The organism is Blochmannia endosymbiont of Colobopsis nipponica (assembly GCF_014857065.1).
Classification (GTDB): domain Bacteria; phylum Pseudomonadota; class Gammaproteobacteria; order Enterobacterales; family Enterobacteriaceae; genus Blochmanniella.
Genome location: NZ_CP046533.1, coordinates 470,735 through 489,822 on the forward strand (window position 1 = coordinate 470,735; position 19,088 = coordinate 489,822).

Annotated in this window: 18 protein-coding genes and 1 tRNA gene; 8 read left to right on the top strand and 11 right to left on the bottom strand. The window is 30.6% G+C overall.

What is annotated here, in order from left to right; genetic code table 11:
* Window position 1: 1 nt before the first annotated feature.
* Window positions 2-1,414, bottom strand: coding sequence for a chromosomal replication initiator protein DnaA (gene dnaA, locus GN160_RS02145; RefSeq protein WP_192380019.1), 1,413 nt, complete (start codon window positions 1,412-1,414; stop codon window positions 2-4).
* 490 nt (window positions 1,415-1,904) lie between these two features.
* On the opposite strand from dnaA, the gene rpmH reads away from it, so the two are divergent.
* The 5 genes from rpmH (at window position 1,905) to mnmE (ending at window position 5,797) form a co-directional block, all read left to right on the top strand.
* Window positions 1,905-2,045 (top strand): 50S ribosomal protein L34, encoded by a 141-nt coding sequence (rpmH, locus tag GN160_RS02150; protein WP_192380020.1) that lies wholly within the window; start codon window positions 1,905-1,907, stop codon window positions 2,043-2,045.
* 47 nt (window positions 2,046-2,092) lie between these two features.
* The gene (gene rnpA, locus GN160_RS02155; RefSeq protein ID WP_192380022.1) at window positions 2,093-2,437 is read left to right on the top strand and encodes a ribonuclease P protein component; all 345 of its coding nucleotides are present in this window, start codon (window positions 2,093-2,095) and stop codon (window positions 2,435-2,437) included.
* Window positions 2,419-2,625 (top strand): membrane protein insertion efficiency factor YidD, encoded by a 207-nt coding sequence (yidD, locus tag GN160_RS02160; RefSeq protein WP_192380024.1) that lies wholly within the window; start codon window positions 2,419-2,421, stop codon window positions 2,623-2,625. Before rnpA ends, yidD begins: the two co-directional genes overlap by 19 nt.
* A 63-nt stretch (window positions 2,626-2,688) precedes the next feature.
* On the top strand, window positions 2,689-4,326 hold the full coding sequence (yidC, locus tag GN160_RS02165) for a membrane protein insertase YidC (protein ID WP_192380026.1): 1,638 nt from the start codon (window positions 2,689-2,691) through the stop codon (window positions 4,324-4,326).
* A gap of 79 nt (window positions 4,327-4,405) precedes the next feature.
* Window positions 4,406-5,797 (top strand): tRNA uridine-5-carboxymethylaminomethyl(34) synthesis GTPase MnmE, encoded by a 1,392-nt coding sequence (gene mnmE, locus GN160_RS02170; protein ID WP_192380028.1) that lies wholly within the window; start codon window positions 4,406-4,408, stop codon window positions 5,795-5,797.
* 63 nt (window positions 5,798-5,860) lie between these two features.
* On the opposite strand, the gene glmU is transcribed toward mnmE, so the two are convergent.
* The 10 genes from glmU to mnmG form a co-directional block, all read right to left on the bottom strand.
* Complete coding sequence (gene glmU / locus GN160_RS02175) at window positions 5,861-7,237, bottom strand: bifunctional UDP-N-acetylglucosamine diphosphorylase/glucosamine-1-phosphate N-acetyltransferase GlmU (RefSeq protein ID WP_225624837.1); 1,377 nt, start codon at window positions 7,235-7,237, stop codon at window positions 5,861-5,863.
* Between the two features lie 63 nt (window positions 7,238-7,300).
* Entirely contained in the window at window positions 7,301-7,732 is a 432-nt protein-coding gene (locus tag GN160_RS02180; RefSeq protein WP_192380029.1) for a F0F1 ATP synthase subunit epsilon, read from the bottom strand.
* A 45-nt stretch (window positions 7,733-7,777) separates the two neighbouring features.
* Window positions 7,778-9,160 (bottom strand): F0F1 ATP synthase subunit beta, encoded by a 1,383-nt coding sequence (gene atpD / locus GN160_RS02185; RefSeq protein ID WP_192380031.1) that lies wholly within the window; start codon window positions 9,158-9,160, stop codon window positions 7,778-7,780.
* A 38-nt stretch (window positions 9,161-9,198) separates the two neighbouring features.
* Complete coding sequence (atpG, locus tag GN160_RS02190; protein ID WP_192380032.1) at window positions 9,199-10,068, bottom strand: F0F1 ATP synthase subunit gamma; 870 nt, start codon at window positions 10,066-10,068, stop codon at window positions 9,199-9,201.
* A 60-nt stretch (window positions 10,069-10,128) separates the two neighbouring features.
* Window positions 10,129-11,670, bottom strand: a complete 1,542-nt coding sequence (gene atpA / locus GN160_RS02195) for a F0F1 ATP synthase subunit alpha (RefSeq protein ID WP_192380034.1) — start codon at window positions 11,668-11,670, stop codon at window positions 10,129-10,131.
* 19 nt (window positions 11,671-11,689) lie between these two features.
* Window positions 11,690-12,241 carry a F0F1 ATP synthase subunit delta gene (locus GN160_RS02200; RefSeq protein WP_192380036.1) on the bottom strand — a complete coding sequence of 184 codons (552 nt, stop codon included), beginning with the start codon at window positions 12,239-12,241 and terminating at the stop codon, window positions 11,690-11,692.
* Window positions 12,238-12,708: a F0F1 ATP synthase subunit B gene (locus GN160_RS02205; protein ID WP_192380038.1), complete on the bottom strand. Its 471-nt coding sequence runs from the start codon at window positions 12,706-12,708 to the stop codon at window positions 12,238-12,240. The genes GN160_RS02200 and GN160_RS02205 overlap by 4 nt, the downstream gene beginning before the upstream one ends.
* A 16-nt stretch (window positions 12,709-12,724) precedes the next feature.
* The gene (gene atpE, locus GN160_RS02210; RefSeq protein WP_192380040.1) at window positions 12,725-12,964 is read right to left on the bottom strand and encodes a F0F1 ATP synthase subunit C; all 240 of its coding nucleotides are present in this window, start codon (window positions 12,962-12,964) and stop codon (window positions 12,725-12,727) included.
* A 60-nt stretch (window positions 12,965-13,024) separates the two neighbouring features.
* Entirely contained in the window at window positions 13,025-13,825 is an 801-nt protein-coding gene (gene atpB, locus GN160_RS02215) for a F0F1 ATP synthase subunit A (RefSeq protein ID WP_192380879.1), read from the bottom strand.
* A 287-nt stretch (window positions 13,826-14,112) separates the two neighbouring features.
* Window positions 14,113-16,005, bottom strand: coding sequence for a tRNA uridine-5-carboxymethylaminomethyl(34) synthesis enzyme MnmG (gene mnmG / locus GN160_RS02220; RefSeq protein WP_192380042.1), 1,893 nt, complete (start codon window positions 16,003-16,005; stop codon window positions 14,113-14,115).
* A gap of 918 nt (window positions 16,006-16,923) precedes the next feature.
* On the opposite strand from mnmG, the gene GN160_RS02225 reads away from it, so the two are divergent.
* The 3 genes from GN160_RS02225 (at window position 16,924) to tusA (ending at window position 19,037) form a co-directional block, all read left to right on the top strand.
* A tRNA-Ile gene (locus GN160_RS02225) sits at window positions 16,924-16,997 on the top strand.
* Between the two features lie 375 nt (window positions 16,998-17,372).
* Window positions 17,373-18,269: a homoserine O-succinyltransferase gene (locus GN160_RS02230; protein WP_192380043.1), complete on the top strand. Its 897-nt coding sequence runs from the start codon at window positions 17,373-17,375 to the stop codon at window positions 18,267-18,269.
* A 519-nt stretch (window positions 18,270-18,788) separates the two neighbouring features.
* On the top strand, window positions 18,789-19,037 hold the full coding sequence (gene tusA / locus GN160_RS02235) for a sulfurtransferase TusA (protein ID WP_192380045.1): 249 nt from the start codon (window positions 18,789-18,791) through the stop codon (window positions 19,035-19,037).
* The last annotated feature ends 51 nt before the right edge of the window (window positions 19,038-19,088 follow it).

Here is a 19,088-nt window from a genome sequence, read left to right on the forward strand (position 1 = left end):
ATTATAAGGATAACATTTTGAATAAAATATCAAAGTCTTTATTAAGGCTAATATCTTTTTCACACAGTGCATTAATAACCTTACAAGCATATAACACTGTAGTATGATCTCTACCTCCAAAAGCGTCACCTATCTCAGATAAGCTACAATGACTCAATTTTTTAGATAAAACCATAGCGATTTGTCTAGGCCTAACTACTGAACGAGACCTATATTTAGACAACAAATCAATAACTTTAATTTTGTAGTACGCAGCAACAACTTTCTGAATATGATTAATGGCGATAACCTTTTTTCGTAAGATTAACAAATCCTTCAAAACTTCACGAACAAAATCTAATGTAATAGAACAACCAATAAAATTAGCATTAGCAATAACACGATTTAATACGCCCTCCAATTCACGAATATTAGATTTCCAGTGTTTAGCAATAAAAAACGCTACATCTTCTGGAAGAAAAATATTGTATTCTTGGGCTTTTTTTATCAAAATAGCAGCGCATGTTTCTGATTCTGGAGGATCAATAGCTATTGTTAATCCCCATTCAAAACGTGATTTTAATCTATCTTTAATACCATCTATTTCTTTTGGATAACGATCAGAAGTTAAAATAACCTGCTTTTTACCTTCTAATAAATAATTAAAAATATGAAAAAATTCCTCTTGAGATCTTTCTTTATATGCTAAAAACTGGATATCATCAATAAGAAAAACATCTATAGAACGATAATATGTTTTAAATTTTTCAATTCTATTATTTTGTAATGCTTTAACCATATCCTGCACAAAACATTCAGAGCTTACATATACTACCCTGGTACCATTTTTTTTCATTACAATACCATTACCTACTGCATGTAAAAGATGTGTCTTACCCAAACCCGTATTCCCATATAAAAATAATGGATTATAAAAAGTATTATTTAAATTATCAACTATTTGACTTGCCGCTGCTCTAGCAAATTTATTTGATTTTCCTTCAATAAAATTGTTAAAATTATGTTTAGAATTTATTTTAGATTTATGTAATAAACCTGAACTAAATATACATTTGTTCCAACTCCAAAAATCAGAATACCCTCCAATAGAAGATGATGATATAAAATTAGATGTCTCATTATTGTTTAATGGATAATCATGCGTCGTATATAATCTTGAAATATGTGGAGGCTTGCTACCCACTTCAAAACGTAACAATGGAACATCACTACCACAAAAATCATTTAATATGCCATTAATATTGTTCAAATATTTATCTTGAACCCAATCTAATACAAAACAATTAGGAGCATAAATTGCTAAAGTATTATTCCTTAATTCTGCCTGTAACGGACGAATCCATATACTAAATTCCATACTAGTCAATTCATTTTGCAATCGAACAAGACACTGCTGCCAAAGTGAAAGTGACACAATTAAACTCCAAATTGAATCAAAATAAATTAAAATTACATAATATTAATTCTAATAATTAATTATAAACAAAACAACTTAACGATAATACGATCAGAATATGATTATAAAATACAAAAGAATAATAAGAAAGGCTCTTATTGTATACACATCTTGACTATTTCATCCACAATAACAACTAAATTAATATGTTTTATGGAATTCCTTTTCGTTGTACGAGTAAAAAACCTTATTAAGAAATTAAGATAGTGACATTGTTGTAACAAATATAAATTTATAGTATCAGAATAGTAGTCAAGTTTTGAATACTTTACTAAAAGCAACTGATATTTAGAAAATTATTGCATTTTGCATATATACCATTGTAATATCTAAAAAATTAAATTTTACATGCAGCAGCTAAACAAAAGATAGAAGTATCTATACTAAAATTCAAATCAACAAATTACAACAAAAATTAATTGCAACTATATTATTCAAGGCTAAAATAATGAAACGTACTTTTCAACCTTCTAAATTAAGAAAACACCGTAAACATGGATTTCGAGTACGAATGTCAACAAAAAATGGACAACACGTAATATTAAGGCGTCGCGCCAAAGGTCGTTTAAAACTAACTACTTGCTCTTAATGAACAACACAGTACAATCACAATAACAGTAATAAATTTTTGTATTAATGAAAAAATTTTTTTTTCCTAAAAGATCACGATTATTAACTTATAAAGATTATCTTTTTGTATTTAAAAAATCAGCAAAAAATCAAACAAAAAACATTGTCACACTAAGTTGCTTTAATTCCTTAAGACACCCTCGTATTGGTTTAATAGTTGCTAAAAAACAAGTTAAACAAGCTAATAAACGTAACTACATTAAGCGAATAATAAGAGAAAGTTTTCGTATTTACCAACATAAGCTTCCAAATATGGATTTTATAATCATTGTCCAAAAAAATATTATCAACGATATAAATCAAAACACACTAGCAAAAGAATTACAAAATATATGGAAATCTTATCATTAATTTCAAAATTATTAACAATTTTAATTCATATCTATCAAATGACAATAAGTCCATTTCTTAAACCTTGTTGTCGATTTCATCCTACATGTTCTCAATATGGAATTGAAGTTATAAAAAAATTTGGTATATTTAAGGGTTGTTGGCTAATTTTAAATAGAATATTAAAATGTCATCCCTATAAATTATAATGTTTATAAATACATTATTAACAAAATTTTTCAGTGATCTAAATAATCAGAGAGCACCTAAAAATGGATTATCAACGAAATTTTTTTATCATTGCTCTATTAACTGTAACTTTTATCATGTGGCAAACATGGCAAACAGAACACAATTTAAAATACAACAATGAAAGCATAGATCATACAACCAATAACAATATTAGCCAAGAACAATTCACTGGTCAAACAGATAATAACCAAACAAATAAAATCATTAAATTGAGAAATGATGTACTGTCATTAGAAATAAATACTAGAGGTGGCAATATAGAAAACGCTTACCTTCTCAATTATTTAGAAACGCTAAATACAAAAAAACCATTTACTTTATTAACAACATCTAAAGAATATGTTTATCAAAACGAAATTATTGTTAATAACGTAACTGATGAAAATTGGATGGAAATAACAAAAAAACCAATCGTCTATAAGACGATCCAGAATAAGGACGATTATGTATTAGATGATAATCAAGAAGAACTTCAATTACCATTGTACTACATTGATCAAGATGGAGTTATCTATACTAAAATTTACATCCTAAAACGTGGATCTTACGCAATACAAATCAACTACAATATAAATAATACAACAAAAAAATTATTAAAAACAAATCTATCCGGAAAATTAACTCAATCAATTAAATGTCCAAAAGAATATGATGAAAACAGGAACTTCTTTTTGTCTACATATCGTGGAGCAGCTTATTATTTGAACAAAAATAAATACAAAAAATATAGCTTCAAAGAAATGAAAAATAAAAATCTATATATAGAAACAAAAGAAGAAGAAGGATGGGTTGCTATACTACAACAATATTTTATTGTGGCAATGTTACCCTATACAAAAAATAATATCTTCTATACTAAATATTTAGATGATAAAGCAATAATAGGATTTACATCATCAAAATTTGAAATAAAACCTCAACAACAAAAAACATTAAGAACCACATTATGGGTTGGACCTAAAATACAAGAAAAAATGGCATTTGTAAATCATCATCTAGAACTTACTATTGATTATGGTTGGTTATGGTTTATCTCACAACCTTTATTTAAATTATTACAATTTATTCACGATTACGTCGGCAATTGGGGTATTTCTATTGTTATTATTACCTTAATTATACGAATTATTATGTATCCTTTAACTAAATCTCAATACACATCAATGGCTAAAATGCGCATTTTACAACCAAAATTAATGTCAATACAAAAACAGTTTAAAAACAATAAACAACGATTCCATCAAGAAATGATTTCATTGTATAAAAAAGAAAAAGTAAACCCCCTCGGAGGATGTTTACCTTTATTAATTCAAATGCCCATTTTTTTAGCTTTATATTATATGCTCTCAGGTTCAGTAGAGCTACGCCATGCAAAATTTATCTTTTGGATACATGATTTATCCTCTCAAGACCCTTATTATATACTACCTATTGTAATGGGAGCTACTATGTTTCTTATACAAAAAACATCACCTACAACTATGACAGATCCAATACAACAAAAAATAATGAATTACATGCTGATAATATTCACTATATTTTTTCTTTGGTTTCCCTCTGGATTAGTCCTATATTATGTTATAAGTAATATGATTACTATAATACAACAAAAAATAATTAATAATGAACTGAAAAGAAAATCCCTAATATTAAAATAATATAACTAATAACTATTAATATATGTAACATACGTACTAAATTGGTGTAAATCTATCAAAATTAAAATTTGATATACATATGAAATTTAATAATGAAACTATAATAGCTATTGCTACACCGCCAGGGCATGGAGGAATAGGTATTATTCGGATTTCTGGAGAATTATCTTCAAAAGTTTCTTATATCTTTTTTGGGAAAATACTAAATCCTCGTCGAGCTGAACTTTTATCGTTTCGAGATAATCACGATAAAATTTTAGATAAAGTAATTTGCATATTTTTCCCTGCTCCGAATTCCTTTACAGGCGAAAATATTTTAGAAATTCATGGACATGGAGGTCCAATAATATTGGATCTTATAGTACAAAATATTTTGAAAAAAATACCAGAAATAAGAATAGCTCAACCTGGCGAATTTTCTAAAAGAGCATTCTTAAATAACAAAATAGATTTAACTCAAGCAGAAGCTATAATTGATCTAATAAATGCCAATTCCCATCAAGCTGTAAAATCAGCAGCTAACTCTCTGCAAGGTATATTTTCTAGTTGTATCAAAAAAATAATTAAAATGGTAACTAAATTACGGATGTTCATTGAAACAGACATAGATTTCTCAGAAGAAAATAATAATTTGAATATTCTATCCAATAATCAGATACAAGATCAATTAAATAATATTTTAAATAAAATTAATCAAACATACAAACAAGCATATCAAGGAAACATATTGAGAGATGGAATAAAAGTAGTGATAAGTGGAAAACCAAACGTAGGCAAATCTAGTTTATTAAATATCTTGTCTGAACGAGACACAGCCATAGTCACAAATAGACCAGGAACTACACGTGACATAATACGTGAATATATTTATTTAGATGGAATTCCCTTCCATATTATAGATACTGCTGGAATACACAAAACTAATAATAAAATTGAACGCATAGGTATCAAACGAGCTCTATATGAAATTAAAAATGCAGATCATATATTATACATGGTTGATGCTACTAAAATTTCATCTAAAACTATGAAACTACTATGGCTAAATTTAAATAAAGATTTCAATATAAAAAGTCATGATAAATATATAACCATTATACGTAACAAAATAGATCTAACGAAAGAAAAAATAAAAATAGAACAAAACGAAAAATACACAGTCATTAACTTGTCTATCAAATACGGATATGGGATAAATATGCTGAGAAAACACTTAAAAAACAATATAAAAAACTTTAATCAAGATAATCAAGAAAATAATTTCACGGCAAGAAGAAGACACTTGGACTCATTAAATAAAGCATCAAAACACCTTTCAGAAGCTCAAAAACATCTTCAACACAATTTAAAACTAGAGTTACTAGCAGAAGAACTAATTCAAGCAAATCAAGAACTAAAAAAGATCACAGGAGAATATCATTCCGACGACTTATTAGACGAAATTTTTTCCACATTCTGCATAGGGAAATAATTTTAAAGTTTATAACGACGCAAAATAAAAATAAAAAGTAAAATATTTCAGTCTATAATCAAATTAAGATTTACGTCTGTTTTTAATAAAAAATTGCCGAATACGACTAACGACAGTTTTCCCATCAGGTACATTTTGAGTTACTGTAGTTCCAGCACCAATAGTTACACTATTACCAATCGTAATAGGTGCTACCAATTGGGTATTAGAACCTATAAAAACATTATCACCAATAATTGTTTTATGCTTACTAATACCATCGTAATTACAAGTGACAGCACCTGCACCTATATTTATCATAAGGCCAATATCTGTATCACCAATATAACTAAAATGATTTACCTTAGCGCCATATCCCAAATAAACATTTTTCATTTCAACAAAATTACCAATTTTTGATAATTTTCCCAACTTACAACCAGGTCGTAATCTAGCAAAAGGACCTATAGTGCAATTACTATTTATTTGTACGCCATCTATAATAGTATAAGGCAAAATAACTACGTCATCACCTACCACTACATTTTTTAAAATACATCCAGAACCTACTTTCACTCTATTTCCAAGTGAAACTTGACCTTCAATAATTACATTATTATCAATTTGTACATCTAGGCCATGTAACAAATCTCCACGTAAATCAAACCTATCCAAATCAGAAAAAATAATTCCTGATAAAGATAAACGCTCAGATTCCCGTCTTTGATACAATCTTTCTACCTCTGCAAGTTGCAATTTATTATTTACTCCTTTTATCTCATTAATACACATTGGCTCAACTGTATTAATTACAGAACCTTTTCTATAAGCAATATCAACAATTTCTGTTAAATAGAATTCACCTTGCTTATTGTCATTAGTTATTTTACTTAACCAATATTTTAAATGAACAATATCTGCTAATAATATTCCAGAATAAACTTCCTTAAGTGCAAATAGCTGTCTATCAACGTCCGCATTTTCCGCAATTTTTATAACTTCACCGCTATCATTACGTACAACACGTCCATATTCTTGGGGATTCACTAATTTAGCCGTCAATAATAAAATACCATCATCTATTAACTGAATAGACAACAATTTATTTAAAGTTCGAGTTGTTATAAGAGGTAAATCAGCGTATAAGATCAAAACTTTTTTATTAATATCTAATAAAGATAAAACTTGCTGCACTGCATGTCCAGTGCCAAATTGATCAGATTGTAATACCCAATGAATAGAACAAATCATTTCTGGATCTAAACTATTTATAATCATAGATTTATTAGTTGAATTATGTACCACATAAATACCTGAAGAATTCAATTTTACAGCTGTGTTTATTACATGCCATATCATTGGTTTACCACCAATTTTATACACTATTTTTGATATCTTAGAACACATCCGAACCCCTTTGCCAGCAGCAAGGATGATAATAATAAATTCTTTTTTATTCAAGATATAAATCCTTATCCTTTCCAATTTTAAATTAAAGAATAAAAAATCAACTTAATAAGATATCTATCTAATAATATTATTCTTCATCAATTCAATAACTCGAAGCTGAGCAATGGCTCTCGATAATTCAATAGAAACTTTAATAAAATCAATATTACCATGAGAATTACGTATCTTTTCTTCCATTACACATTTCAATTCTACAGCTCTTTTTTCATCAAGTTCTTCGCCACGAATAGCCGTATCTGCTAATACAGTAACTATATCAGGTTGTACTTCTAAAATACCTCCAGATATATATATATATAACATCTTATCATCATTTTTCTGCGAGACGCACACCATCCCAGACTTCAGCAAAGCAAGCAAAGGTGCATGTCCTGGTAAAATACCCATTTCACCTTCACTACCAGTAATCCGAATTTTTCTTACTATATCACTAAAAATTTTTGTTTCTGCACTAATAATATTTAAACTAAAAGTAAACCCACACATAATCGCATCATTTTACGATATCTAATTAATATAAATTCTCTATATTTACAAAACTTTACTCTTTTCTATTACATCTTTTATAGATCCAACCATATAAAATGCTTGTTCTGGCAAATCGTCATATTTACCATCCATTATTCCTTTAAAACCACAAATCGTATCTTCTAATGAAACATATTTTCCAGAAAATCCAGTAAAAACTTCAGCTACAAAAAATGGTTGTGATAAAAAACGTTGAATTTTACGCGATCTAAATACAATTAATTTGTCCTCTTCAGATAACTCATCCATGCCAAGAATGGCAATAACATCCTTTAATTCATGATAACGTTGCAAAATAGACTGCACTCCACGAGCAACCTCATAATGCTCTTGACCAACTACTAGTGGATCTAATTGACAACTACTAGAACTCAGTGGATCTATAGCCGGATAAATACCGAGAGAAGCAATTTGTCTACTCAATACAATTGTTGCATCTAAATGAGAAAAAATGGTAGCAGGAGATGGATCTGTCAAATCATCTGCAGGAACATAAACAGCTTGTATAGAAGTAATGGAACCAATTTTAGTTGAAACAATACGTTCCTGTAACATACCCATCTCCTCTGCTAATGTTGATTGATAACCAACCGCAGAAGGCATACGTCCTAACAAAGCGGATACTTCAGTTCCAGCTAAAGTATAACGATAAATATTATCAATAAATAACAACACATCACAACCTTCATCACGAAATTTTTCCGCTACAGTTAAACCAGTCAAAGCTACTCTAAATCTATTTCCAGGTGGTTCATTCATTTGACCATACACTAAGGATACTTTATCAATAACATTAGAATTTATCATCTCATGATAAAAATCATTACCTTCTCTAGTGCGTTCACCAACACCTACAAAAACTGAATAACCAGAATGTACAACAGCAACATTACGAATAAGTTCCATCATATTTACAGTTTTACCAACACCAGCTCCTCCAAACAAACCTACCTTACCTCCTTTTGCGAAAGGACATATCAAATCAATAACCTTAATACCTGTGACTAAAAGATCTTGAGATCTAGATAGCACATCATAAGTTGGAAGTGAACGATGAATTAACCATCTTTCATCCCCTTTTATTTCACCTTTCAAATCTATAGGTTCACCCAATACGTTCATGATGCGTCCTAAAGTTGCTTTACCAACGGGAACTTTAATTGGATGATCAAGATCTAATACATATAATCCTCGACGTAATCCTATTGAGCTTCCCATGGCAACACAACGTACTACTCCACCACCTAGTTGCTGTTCTACTTCCAATATTAATTTATTATTACCTAATTTTACTTCAAGTGCATTATATATTTTAGGCACAGCATTTTGTGGAAAAGATACATCAACAACAGCGTCCATTACCTGAATAATTGTTCCCTTAGACATTATTTAAGTACTCCTCTCAAATAATTAATCTTTATGAATTAAGTTGCAAAATTACCTGAAATTATTTCAGAAAGCTCTTGAGTAATACTATCCTGTCTTACTTTATTATAGATAATTTTTAAATCTTTAATAAGAGCGCTACCATTATCTGAAGCTCCTTTCATTGCCATCATTCTAGCAGCTTGCTCACAAACTAAATTTTCAACGACTTTTTGATATATTTCAGATTCTATATAACGTTTTAACAAAATATTTAATAATAGCTTAGGATCATTAGGTTCATATATATAATCCCATTTTTTTCTATGCGTTGAAATTACATTTTTTAAAGGTAAAATAGGCAAAATCTGTAATATTTGTGGTTTTTGAAATAAAATATTAGTAAATTTATTACTAATAATAAATAACTTATCTAAGTAATGCTCTTCATATAACTGAAATATAATTGTTGTTATACCAATTAAAATAGACAATGTAGGATTGTCTCCTAATCCAGCAATTTTAGTAATAACTTTCTTATTTAAAAAATTTAAAAAAGAAATTGCCTGATTACCAATTAAGAAAAAACTACTATCTATTCCCTTATCACTCCATTTTTTCATATCTATCAATAAATTTTTAAACAAATTAGTATTCAAACTACCAACTAAACCTCGATCTGTAGAAACTACTAAATATCCAATACGAACAATATTACGTTCAACTATATAAGAATGTTTATATTCTAAACTACCCAACAAAATATGCTCTATAACTTTCTGCATAATTTTAATATAAGGATCAACAGATAAAAAAACCTGATAAATCTTACGCATTTTTGAAAATGAAATCATTTCCATTGCTTTAGTAATTTTTTGTATTTTATTAATACTATTAATTTTATTACGTATTTCTTTAATACTAAACATTTATTCTATTTCCAAATATATGCAATATTTATCATCAATGAACCATCTAACAAACATAAATTACCATAAATTATTAATCTTAAATTTATCAAGAATATTTTTAAATTCACCTTTCACAATGTCATCATAAATCCCAGTTTCATTAACGTATTTCATAATTTCTAATTGTTCACACGATATGTAAGTCATTAATGTACTTTCAAAAGTATTGATCTTATGAAGATCTACATCTTCTAAATAACCATGTACAACTGCAAATAGCAATAAAGCTTGCTGCGCAATAGACATTGGTGCGTATTGTTTTTGTTTTAATAATTCAATAATTTTTTGCCCATGTCTTAATTGTTTAAACGTATTTTCATCCAATTCAGATGCAAATTGAGAAAATGCTTCTAACTCACGATATTGAGCTAAAGATGTACGAATACCACCAGATAACTGTTTTATAATATCAGTTTGTGCAGCACCACCTACTCTAGACACAGAAATACCTGGATTAACTGCAGGACGAATACCAGCATTAAATAAATTAGACTCTAAAAAAATTTGACCATCTGTAATAGAAATAACATTAGTTGGAACAAAAGCAGATATATCACCAGCTTGAGTTTCAATAATAGGCAATGCAGTTAAAGACCCAGTTTTTCCTTTAATTTTCCCGTTGCTACAAAATTCAACAAAATTGGAATTAACCCTTGCTGCTCGTTCTAATAAACGAGAATGTAAATAAAAAATATCACCAGGATAAGCTTCACGTCCCGGTGGACGTTTTAATAACAAAGATATCTGACGATATGCTACAGCTTGTTTGGAAAGATCATCATAAACAATCAAAGCATCTTCACCGCGATCCCTGAAATACTCACCCATCGCACATCCAGAATATGGAGATAAATATTGCAATGCAGCAGTTTCTCCTGCTGAAGCCACTACTACGATAGTATTTGACAACGCATCTAATTCTTCTAATACATTCACAATTTTAGTTACAGTAGAAAGTTTTTGACCAATAGCAACATAAATACATTTCACTCCACTATTACGTTGATTAAGTATAGTATCTATAGCCAACGTAGATTTACCTGTCTGACGGTCACCTATAATTAATTCGCGTTGACCGCGACCTATAGGAATCATAGCATCAACAGATTTATAACCAGTTTGTATCGGTTCAGAAACAGATTGACGTTCTATAACATTTGGTGCATTTTTTTCAACACAAGACCAAGAATCATAATTTAATGGTCCCTTCCCATCTATAGGTATTCCTAATGTATTAATGACACGACCTAACAAACCGTAGCCTACTGGAACAGATAAAACCTTACCTGTACATCTCACTTTGGTACCTTCTAATAAACCTGTATGAGAACCCAGAACCACTGCACCAACAGAATCACGTTCTAAATTAAATACAACAGCAAACTTTTCTTCAGGTAAAGCAATCATTTCGCCTTGCATTGCATCATCTAATCCATAAATATGAATCACCCCATCGCTAATTGAAATAATTTCACCCTCATTCTTCACTTCACTTATAAAATCAAAACTGGCTATTCTTCTTTTAATTAATTCACTAATTTCAGTAGCTTTCAATTCCATTGTTCTACAATCCTCATCATTAAAATTGTAAAATATTTTTGAGATGTTCAAGACGTCTTTGCAAACTGCTATCTAATACAGTATTATTCATGCGAATAATAAGCCCAGCAACAATTAATGGCTCAACTTTACAGATTAGTTTTATTTTCTTTGATACTTTTTTCTCTATAATCTCAGTAATTTTCGATAACTGAAGATCAGTTAGCAAGTAAGGAGAGATTACTTCAACGTCCATGAAATTTTCTTGCACGGTACGAAGATTAATAAATTGTTTCACAACTTCAGGCAAAACAAGCAACCTAGAATTTTTTGCCATAATTCTAATAAAATTTCTAACAAAATGATCTAATGACTTTCCACATACATCAATAAATATATTCAATAACTGAGTCGAAGTAAAACGGTTAGAAGAAAATATCTTCAACATTTTTTCATTTTTGCTTATATTTGAAGCTATAAGAAGCATGGACTGCCAATCTGGCACTTTTTGTTGCTCAACTGCAAAATTAAACGCGGCAACAGCATAAGGACGCGCTATGGTAGATGAATTTACAATTATATTATCCCTCATAGTTTACTTATCACTGCATCTATTATACTATTGTTAGTATCCTGATCTATCGAACACTCGATGACTTGTTTTGCACCATTAACAATTAAAGAAGCCAATTGTTGACGTAACTCTTCGTACGCACGCCTACGTTCTACTTGGATATCTCTCTTAGCGTGTAATAAAATTTTGTTACGTTCATCTTGAGCTTGATTTCGAGCTTCATTTAATATTCTTACTTTAAATCTATTAGCTTGCTCTATCATACTTTTAGCTTTAACCTGCGCCTGTTGCAAATATTGATCTGCTTCAATTTTCATCAAGTTAGATTTTTCTTTAAGAACTTTAGCAGAAGCTATATCATCAGCGATTTTTTTTTGACGTTCTTCAATAATAGTAATCAATTGAGGCCATATAAATTTCATACAACAAACAACAAAGAAAACAAAAGCAATAGCCTGACCAAATATTGTTAAATTTAAACTCACAGTATTAAACTCCTAATTATTTTGTCGCAAACATTATATATAAACCTAAACCAACAGAAATCATTGGTATTGCATCAACTAACCCCATTACAATGAAAAATTGAGTACGCAATAAAGTAATCAAATCAGGTTGGCGAGCAGCACATTCCAAAAATTTACCACCTAAAATTCCAATACCAATTGCAGCACCAATAGCTGCTAAACCCATCATTACAGCTGCTGCCATGTATAATAAATCCAAATTTAAATTTTCCACATCCTTTCTCCTTACAAAAACCAAAATTTTTATAAAAAATCCTGATTATTTAACATTCGGTCAATGCTGTTGTCTACATGCCATAGATAAATAAATAACTGTCAATACCATAAAAATAAAAGATTGTAAACAAATAACTAAAATGTGAAAGATAGCCCAAGGAACGCTCAAAATCCACTGAATCCACCACGGCAATAATCCAGAAATCAAAATAAAAATTAATTCTCCTGCATACATGTTGCCAAATAATCTAAGAGCTAAAGATAACGGTTTTGATAGCAAATTAATAATCTCAAGCACGAGGTTAATAGGAATAAATAACGGATGATTAAAAGGATATAGGGTCAAATCCTTTAAAAAACCTATCAAACCTTTAGTTGCTACATGGTAGTAAAGAACTAGAAACAAAACCCCTAATGACATAGCGAAAGTAACATTAATATCAGTTGAAGGAACTACACGCAATGTTTGAATTCCAAAAAACCCCCGCGCGACACAAGGTAAAAAATCAATTGGGAATAAATCCATTAAATTCATCAAAAATACCCACACAAAAATCGTTATTGCTAGTGGAGGTATTAATTTATTAACATCACCAAATATCTCCCTTATGTTGGAACAAATAAAATCAACTATCAACTCAATAAAAGCTTGCAATTTACCAGGTACACCGCTTGTAGCTATTTTAGATACATAACGAAAAAACAGTAAAAAAAATGATCCCAATAAAAATGAAATAAACATTGAGTCAACATTCAATATCCAAAAAGAAGTATTATGATTAGAGTGCACAACGTTAAAATTACAGACATCCAATTGAAAATTTCTTAGATGGTGCCTAATATATTCCTGTACCAACATAACATAATTACCTGACTTAACAAAAAAACCAATACATAAATAACCGGTATGCACGGAAAATAAAATAACAAAAAACATCACCGCAAAAACCACGAATAAAAGTACATTTACCTTAAACTAAAAATCTTTAGCTCTAATGTACAACGAAACCTCGTTAATAAATCAACATAAAGAAAACATCCAAATAGCCATTATTACACACCAATAAGACTTATGAAAGTATAATGTTAAAATCTCGAAAATAATAACACTAAAACAAAAATCCAGTAAAATCAAAATAAAAGTATCTAATTTGCCAAGAGTTGCATTTTCTTTAACCAAACCAATAAAATAGAAATAGCTGCCGGAGTTATTCCAGAAATTTTAGAAGCTTGGCCAATTGAAGTAGGTTTATAATAATTTAGTTTATCTGTTACTTCTCTAGATAAACCGGGGATAGCATTAAAATCCAAATGATCTGGCAATAACGTCTTTTCATTACGTATTTGACGTTTAACCTCCATGTCTTGACGATCAATATAACCCTTATACTTAATCTGTATGTCAATTTCTTCTGCAACTTGGTTATCTAATACGGCAGGCGCAAACAGATCCAATCCAGTTAATTTTGTATAAGTCATTTCCGAACGACGTAGTAACTCTTCTCCATTAGCTTCTTTTAATAAAGGAGTAAGCAGCATTTTATTCAAAGAGACAACATCCGCATTGTTAGAATTTGGTTTTACAAAAATGTTTTTCAAACGTTGCATTTCCAATTTTATACGCTCCCTTTTATTACAGAATCGTTCCCATCGCACATCATTTATTAGCCCTAATTTTCTTCCAATCTCCGTTAACCTAAGATCAGCGTTATCTTCACGCAATAATAACCTGTATTCAGCGCGAGAAGTAAACATACGATAAGGCTCTTTCGTGCCTTGCGTGCACAAATCATCCACAAGTACTCCAATATACGCTTGATCTCGTCTAGGTATCCAACAATCCTGATCCTTAGATAATAAACCAGCATTAATTCCAGCAAGCAAACCTTGAGCTGCTGCTTCTTCGTAACCGGTAGTACCATTAATTTGACCGGCAAAAAACAAACCTTTAATAAATTTGCTTTCAAGTGTTAAATGTAAATCACGAGGATCAAAAAAATCATATTCAACAGCGTAGCCAGGACGCACAATGTGAGCATTATGTAAACCTTTTATAGACCTCACAAGATTTATTTGCACACCAAAAGGTAAACTAGTAGAAACGCCATTGAGATATACTTCATTGGTAGTTAATCCCTCAGGCTCTAAAAAAACACGATGAGAATTTCGATCAGGATAGCGCACTACCTTATCTTCTAGCGATGGACAATATCGAGGTCCTAAGCCTTTAATTTTCCCCGAATACGTAGGACTATGGTGAATATTGTTTCCAACAATTTCATGTGTCTGACTATTAGTATATGTGACAAAACACGGTATCTGTTTGGGATGTTGATCATAAGCCCCCATGAAAGAAAAAACAGGTAAGGGTCGATCACTATCTTGTTTATCCAAGCCATTAAAATCAATACTACGAACATCAAGACGAGGAGAAGTTCCCGTTTTTAATCTACTAACACGAAACATCATTTTTTTTAATTTTTCTGATAAAGAAATTGATGAAGAATCGGCAATTCTACCTCCATAATAACTGCTACCACCGATATGAATCATACCGTTTAAGAAAGTACCCGTCGTCAACACCACTGTCTTAGCATGAAATTTAGAATCAGATTGAGAACCAATCACCCCAATAACTTTACCACTTCTCAAAATCAAATCTCTTACCGATTGCTGTATTATTAGCAAATTGACTTGGTTTTCAAGAGAATGTCTAATAAATTGTCGGTAAAGTATTTTATCTGCTTGAGCTCGAGTAGACCTTACCGCAATACCCTTACTGGAATTTAATAACCTGAACTGAATGCCAGAACGATCTATTGCTTCTGCCATTACACCACCCATCGCATCAATTTCTTTAACCAAATGCCCCTTTCCTACACCTCCTATAGCTGGATTGCAGGACATCTGACCTAATGTATCAATATTATGAGTCAGCAACAGAGTGATACACCCCATCCTTGATGACGCCAAAGCTGCTTCCGTACCTGCATGGCCACCACCAATGACAATTACATCAAAAATCTTAGAAAAAGACATAACAGAACACCCAAAACTTAAAATAAAAGACGATACCCTAATCCCCGTCGCTCATATAAACTCTACTTCAGCATAACAACTAATCGATCTGCAAGACCAAACTAAATAAACAAACACATCTCACACTCTAAGAACAACAGAACCCGAAACACACACAGGGGATTTATATCATATAAACATCTGGACCACAAGCAATTTTAGAAATATATTTCTGCGTCTGTCAACCACAAAACTACTTAACGAATCAAAAACACAAACTCACAAGTGTTATGAACTAAGGCTACTGTCAAAATTGAAATGATAATAAATGCTGAGTAACATGTGAATAACAATGTATTTCACAACCGGTTTTAAATGCGATAACAACGATCAAGCAGTCACATAACAGGCATGACAGAGTTTACTGTAATTACATTAACAAACAACTGGCAGATTCACCTGTAGTTACCATAGTATGTATTGAATCTGTATAGTCCCGTACATGGATATAATTATGTTCTTTCTTTAGAAACATTAAAGACTTATTATTAAGACGGACTTTTTTGTGAATAACTTTTGTGAATAACTTTTTCGAACACGCAAAATAATCGAGCTTTTAACTAAAAATCATGTGACGAAATCACAACAACTTTTCTAAAATTACCAGGAACGTCTGACACAATCACAGTGATTACAGATACTAAACAGTAACTATGCTGAACTTCCCATCGCTGTTCACAGAATATATTTAAGATTTTTACTAACTCCTATTGCCTTATGTTATTTATTTGTTATTGTATTATGACGAAGAGATAACAACAGTCACGATCACTGATAAAGATGGAGCTCAAATGGTCGAATAGAGGAAAAAAAATCCAAGAAAATAAATTATCTAATGAACTTTCACACACTTATTTTCAGATTATAAATCCTCACTGAAGGCTTGTAGCTCAGTTGGTTAGAGCACACCCCTGATAAGGGTGAGGTCGGTGGTTCAAATCCACTCAAGCCTACAAGAATCCAAGAAAACTTTAATGCTTAAACACAAAATAAAGCAGACAGAACTTAATTAAACTATAAACTTAATTTTGAAATTACGGGAGTAGAGATTTATAGAACTCTTAGTGCTGACTATAAAAATGTTCCTGTCTAACATTTGAAAACCGTAGTCGACTAATGTCTATGGTCTTAACCTGTAAATGCTGCGCGCTAAAGCTGAACCACGCATCAGTTAATGTAGCCTAACATTATTCTCATGTGTAACGATACCATTGACTACTGACAAGCCATGTGCTAATGGTGTAGCTGTGACAACAGACACTCAGAATCTTTAAAAAACTCACAAAGATCAAAAATAAAACGGTATGTAGGATGGGGTATTTATTATTATGCCAGTAAAAGTATTAGACGGATTGCCTGCAATAGATTTCTTACGTAAAGAAAACATCTTCATGGTGACAAAATCTTGCGTAAAAATCCAAATAACTAAAACACTGAAAATACTTATTCTTAATCTCATGCCAAAAAAAGTCGAAACAGAAAATCAATTACTGCGTTTGTTGTCAAACTCTCCATTACAAATTGACATTCAATTGTTGCGTGTAGATCAACGAAGATCTAAAAATACTTCTATGGAACACTTAAATAATTTCTACTGTAATTTCATAGACATACAGAGTAAAAATTATGATGGGTTGGTTGTTACTGGCGCTCCCTTAGGTCTCATAAGATTCTGTGACGTGGTATTCTGGAAACAAATGAAAGAAATCATAAAATGGGCAATGAAACACGTTACTTCCACACTATTTATTTGTTGGGCAGTACAAGCTGCATTAAACATACTATATGGTGTTCCACAGATAACTAGAAGGAATAGGTTAGCAGGAGTTTACAGACATTATACAATACACCCCCATGCATCACTAACTAGAGGTTTTGACGGAACGTTTTTAGCAATACATTCAAGACACGCTGATTTCCCCTCAAAAATAATTCGAAACAATACTGATTTAAAGATTTTAGTAGAAGCTGAAAATGAAGACATAGGAGCTTATTTACTAGCAAGTCAAGATAAACGCATTGTATGTGTTACCGGTCATCCTGAATATGATGCTACAACTTTAGCTTCTGAATATTATCGAGATCGGCTAAACGGCTTAAATCCTACATTACCAGTAAATTATTTTCCAAAAGATAATCCCAACTCAATGCCTGAGTCTACCTGGCGTAGTCATGGATATTTACTATTTAACAATTGGCTTAATTATTACATCCACTGTGTTTAATGTAATAAAATTTGCGCTATAACTATCAAAATGATTCCACATGAAATGTTAATTCCGTGTGTATTTCTGCATAAATAACGTTTAGAGTGAACGTTTAAAACAACTCAAAGCACAAATAAAAATTTACCATTACAAAAAATTTTGGAAAAGATCTTTCGATCAAAAGAGTATAAAATCACTATACTCAAAAATTTGACATTCGGTAAATTTTATATTAATTTTAGTAAAGACAACTTGGAACTTATTGCTCATTTAGAACGTTGCCGTAATCCAAAAAATTTAAATATGATAACTCTGGTAGTCAGATTAAGTCAAATTCAATTTCAAGGCAGTTAAAAATTCTACATACGGACTAGAGTTTTTTAAATATGATGAATAATGTTTTACATGTGCTACTCAATTAACGATGATTAAATCAAGGAGCTATGCTCGCTGGAGAACTATTCACACACTAATAATACAAATCTAACAGCGATTTTGTTCAAAGCTTATTGCTCAATTACTTCTTTTTTTTTAACTATGTGTAAACGAATTTATGTTTATGATCAAATTGATAAAATTCTCGACATTAAAGGTTTTATTTGTCCTGAACCCATCCAATTAATACGTAAAGAAATTAATTTGATAAGAACACATCAGATAATATTGGTAGTAACAGATGATCCGTCCACAAAATATGAGATACCTGCATTTTGTCGGTTTATGGAGCACACTTTATTAATGAACACTACATTACATCTACCATATTTTTTTATGCTAAGGAAATAAAAAACAAAAAAAAGGAAAAACGATCTTTAATATTACATTTCTAGAATGCCA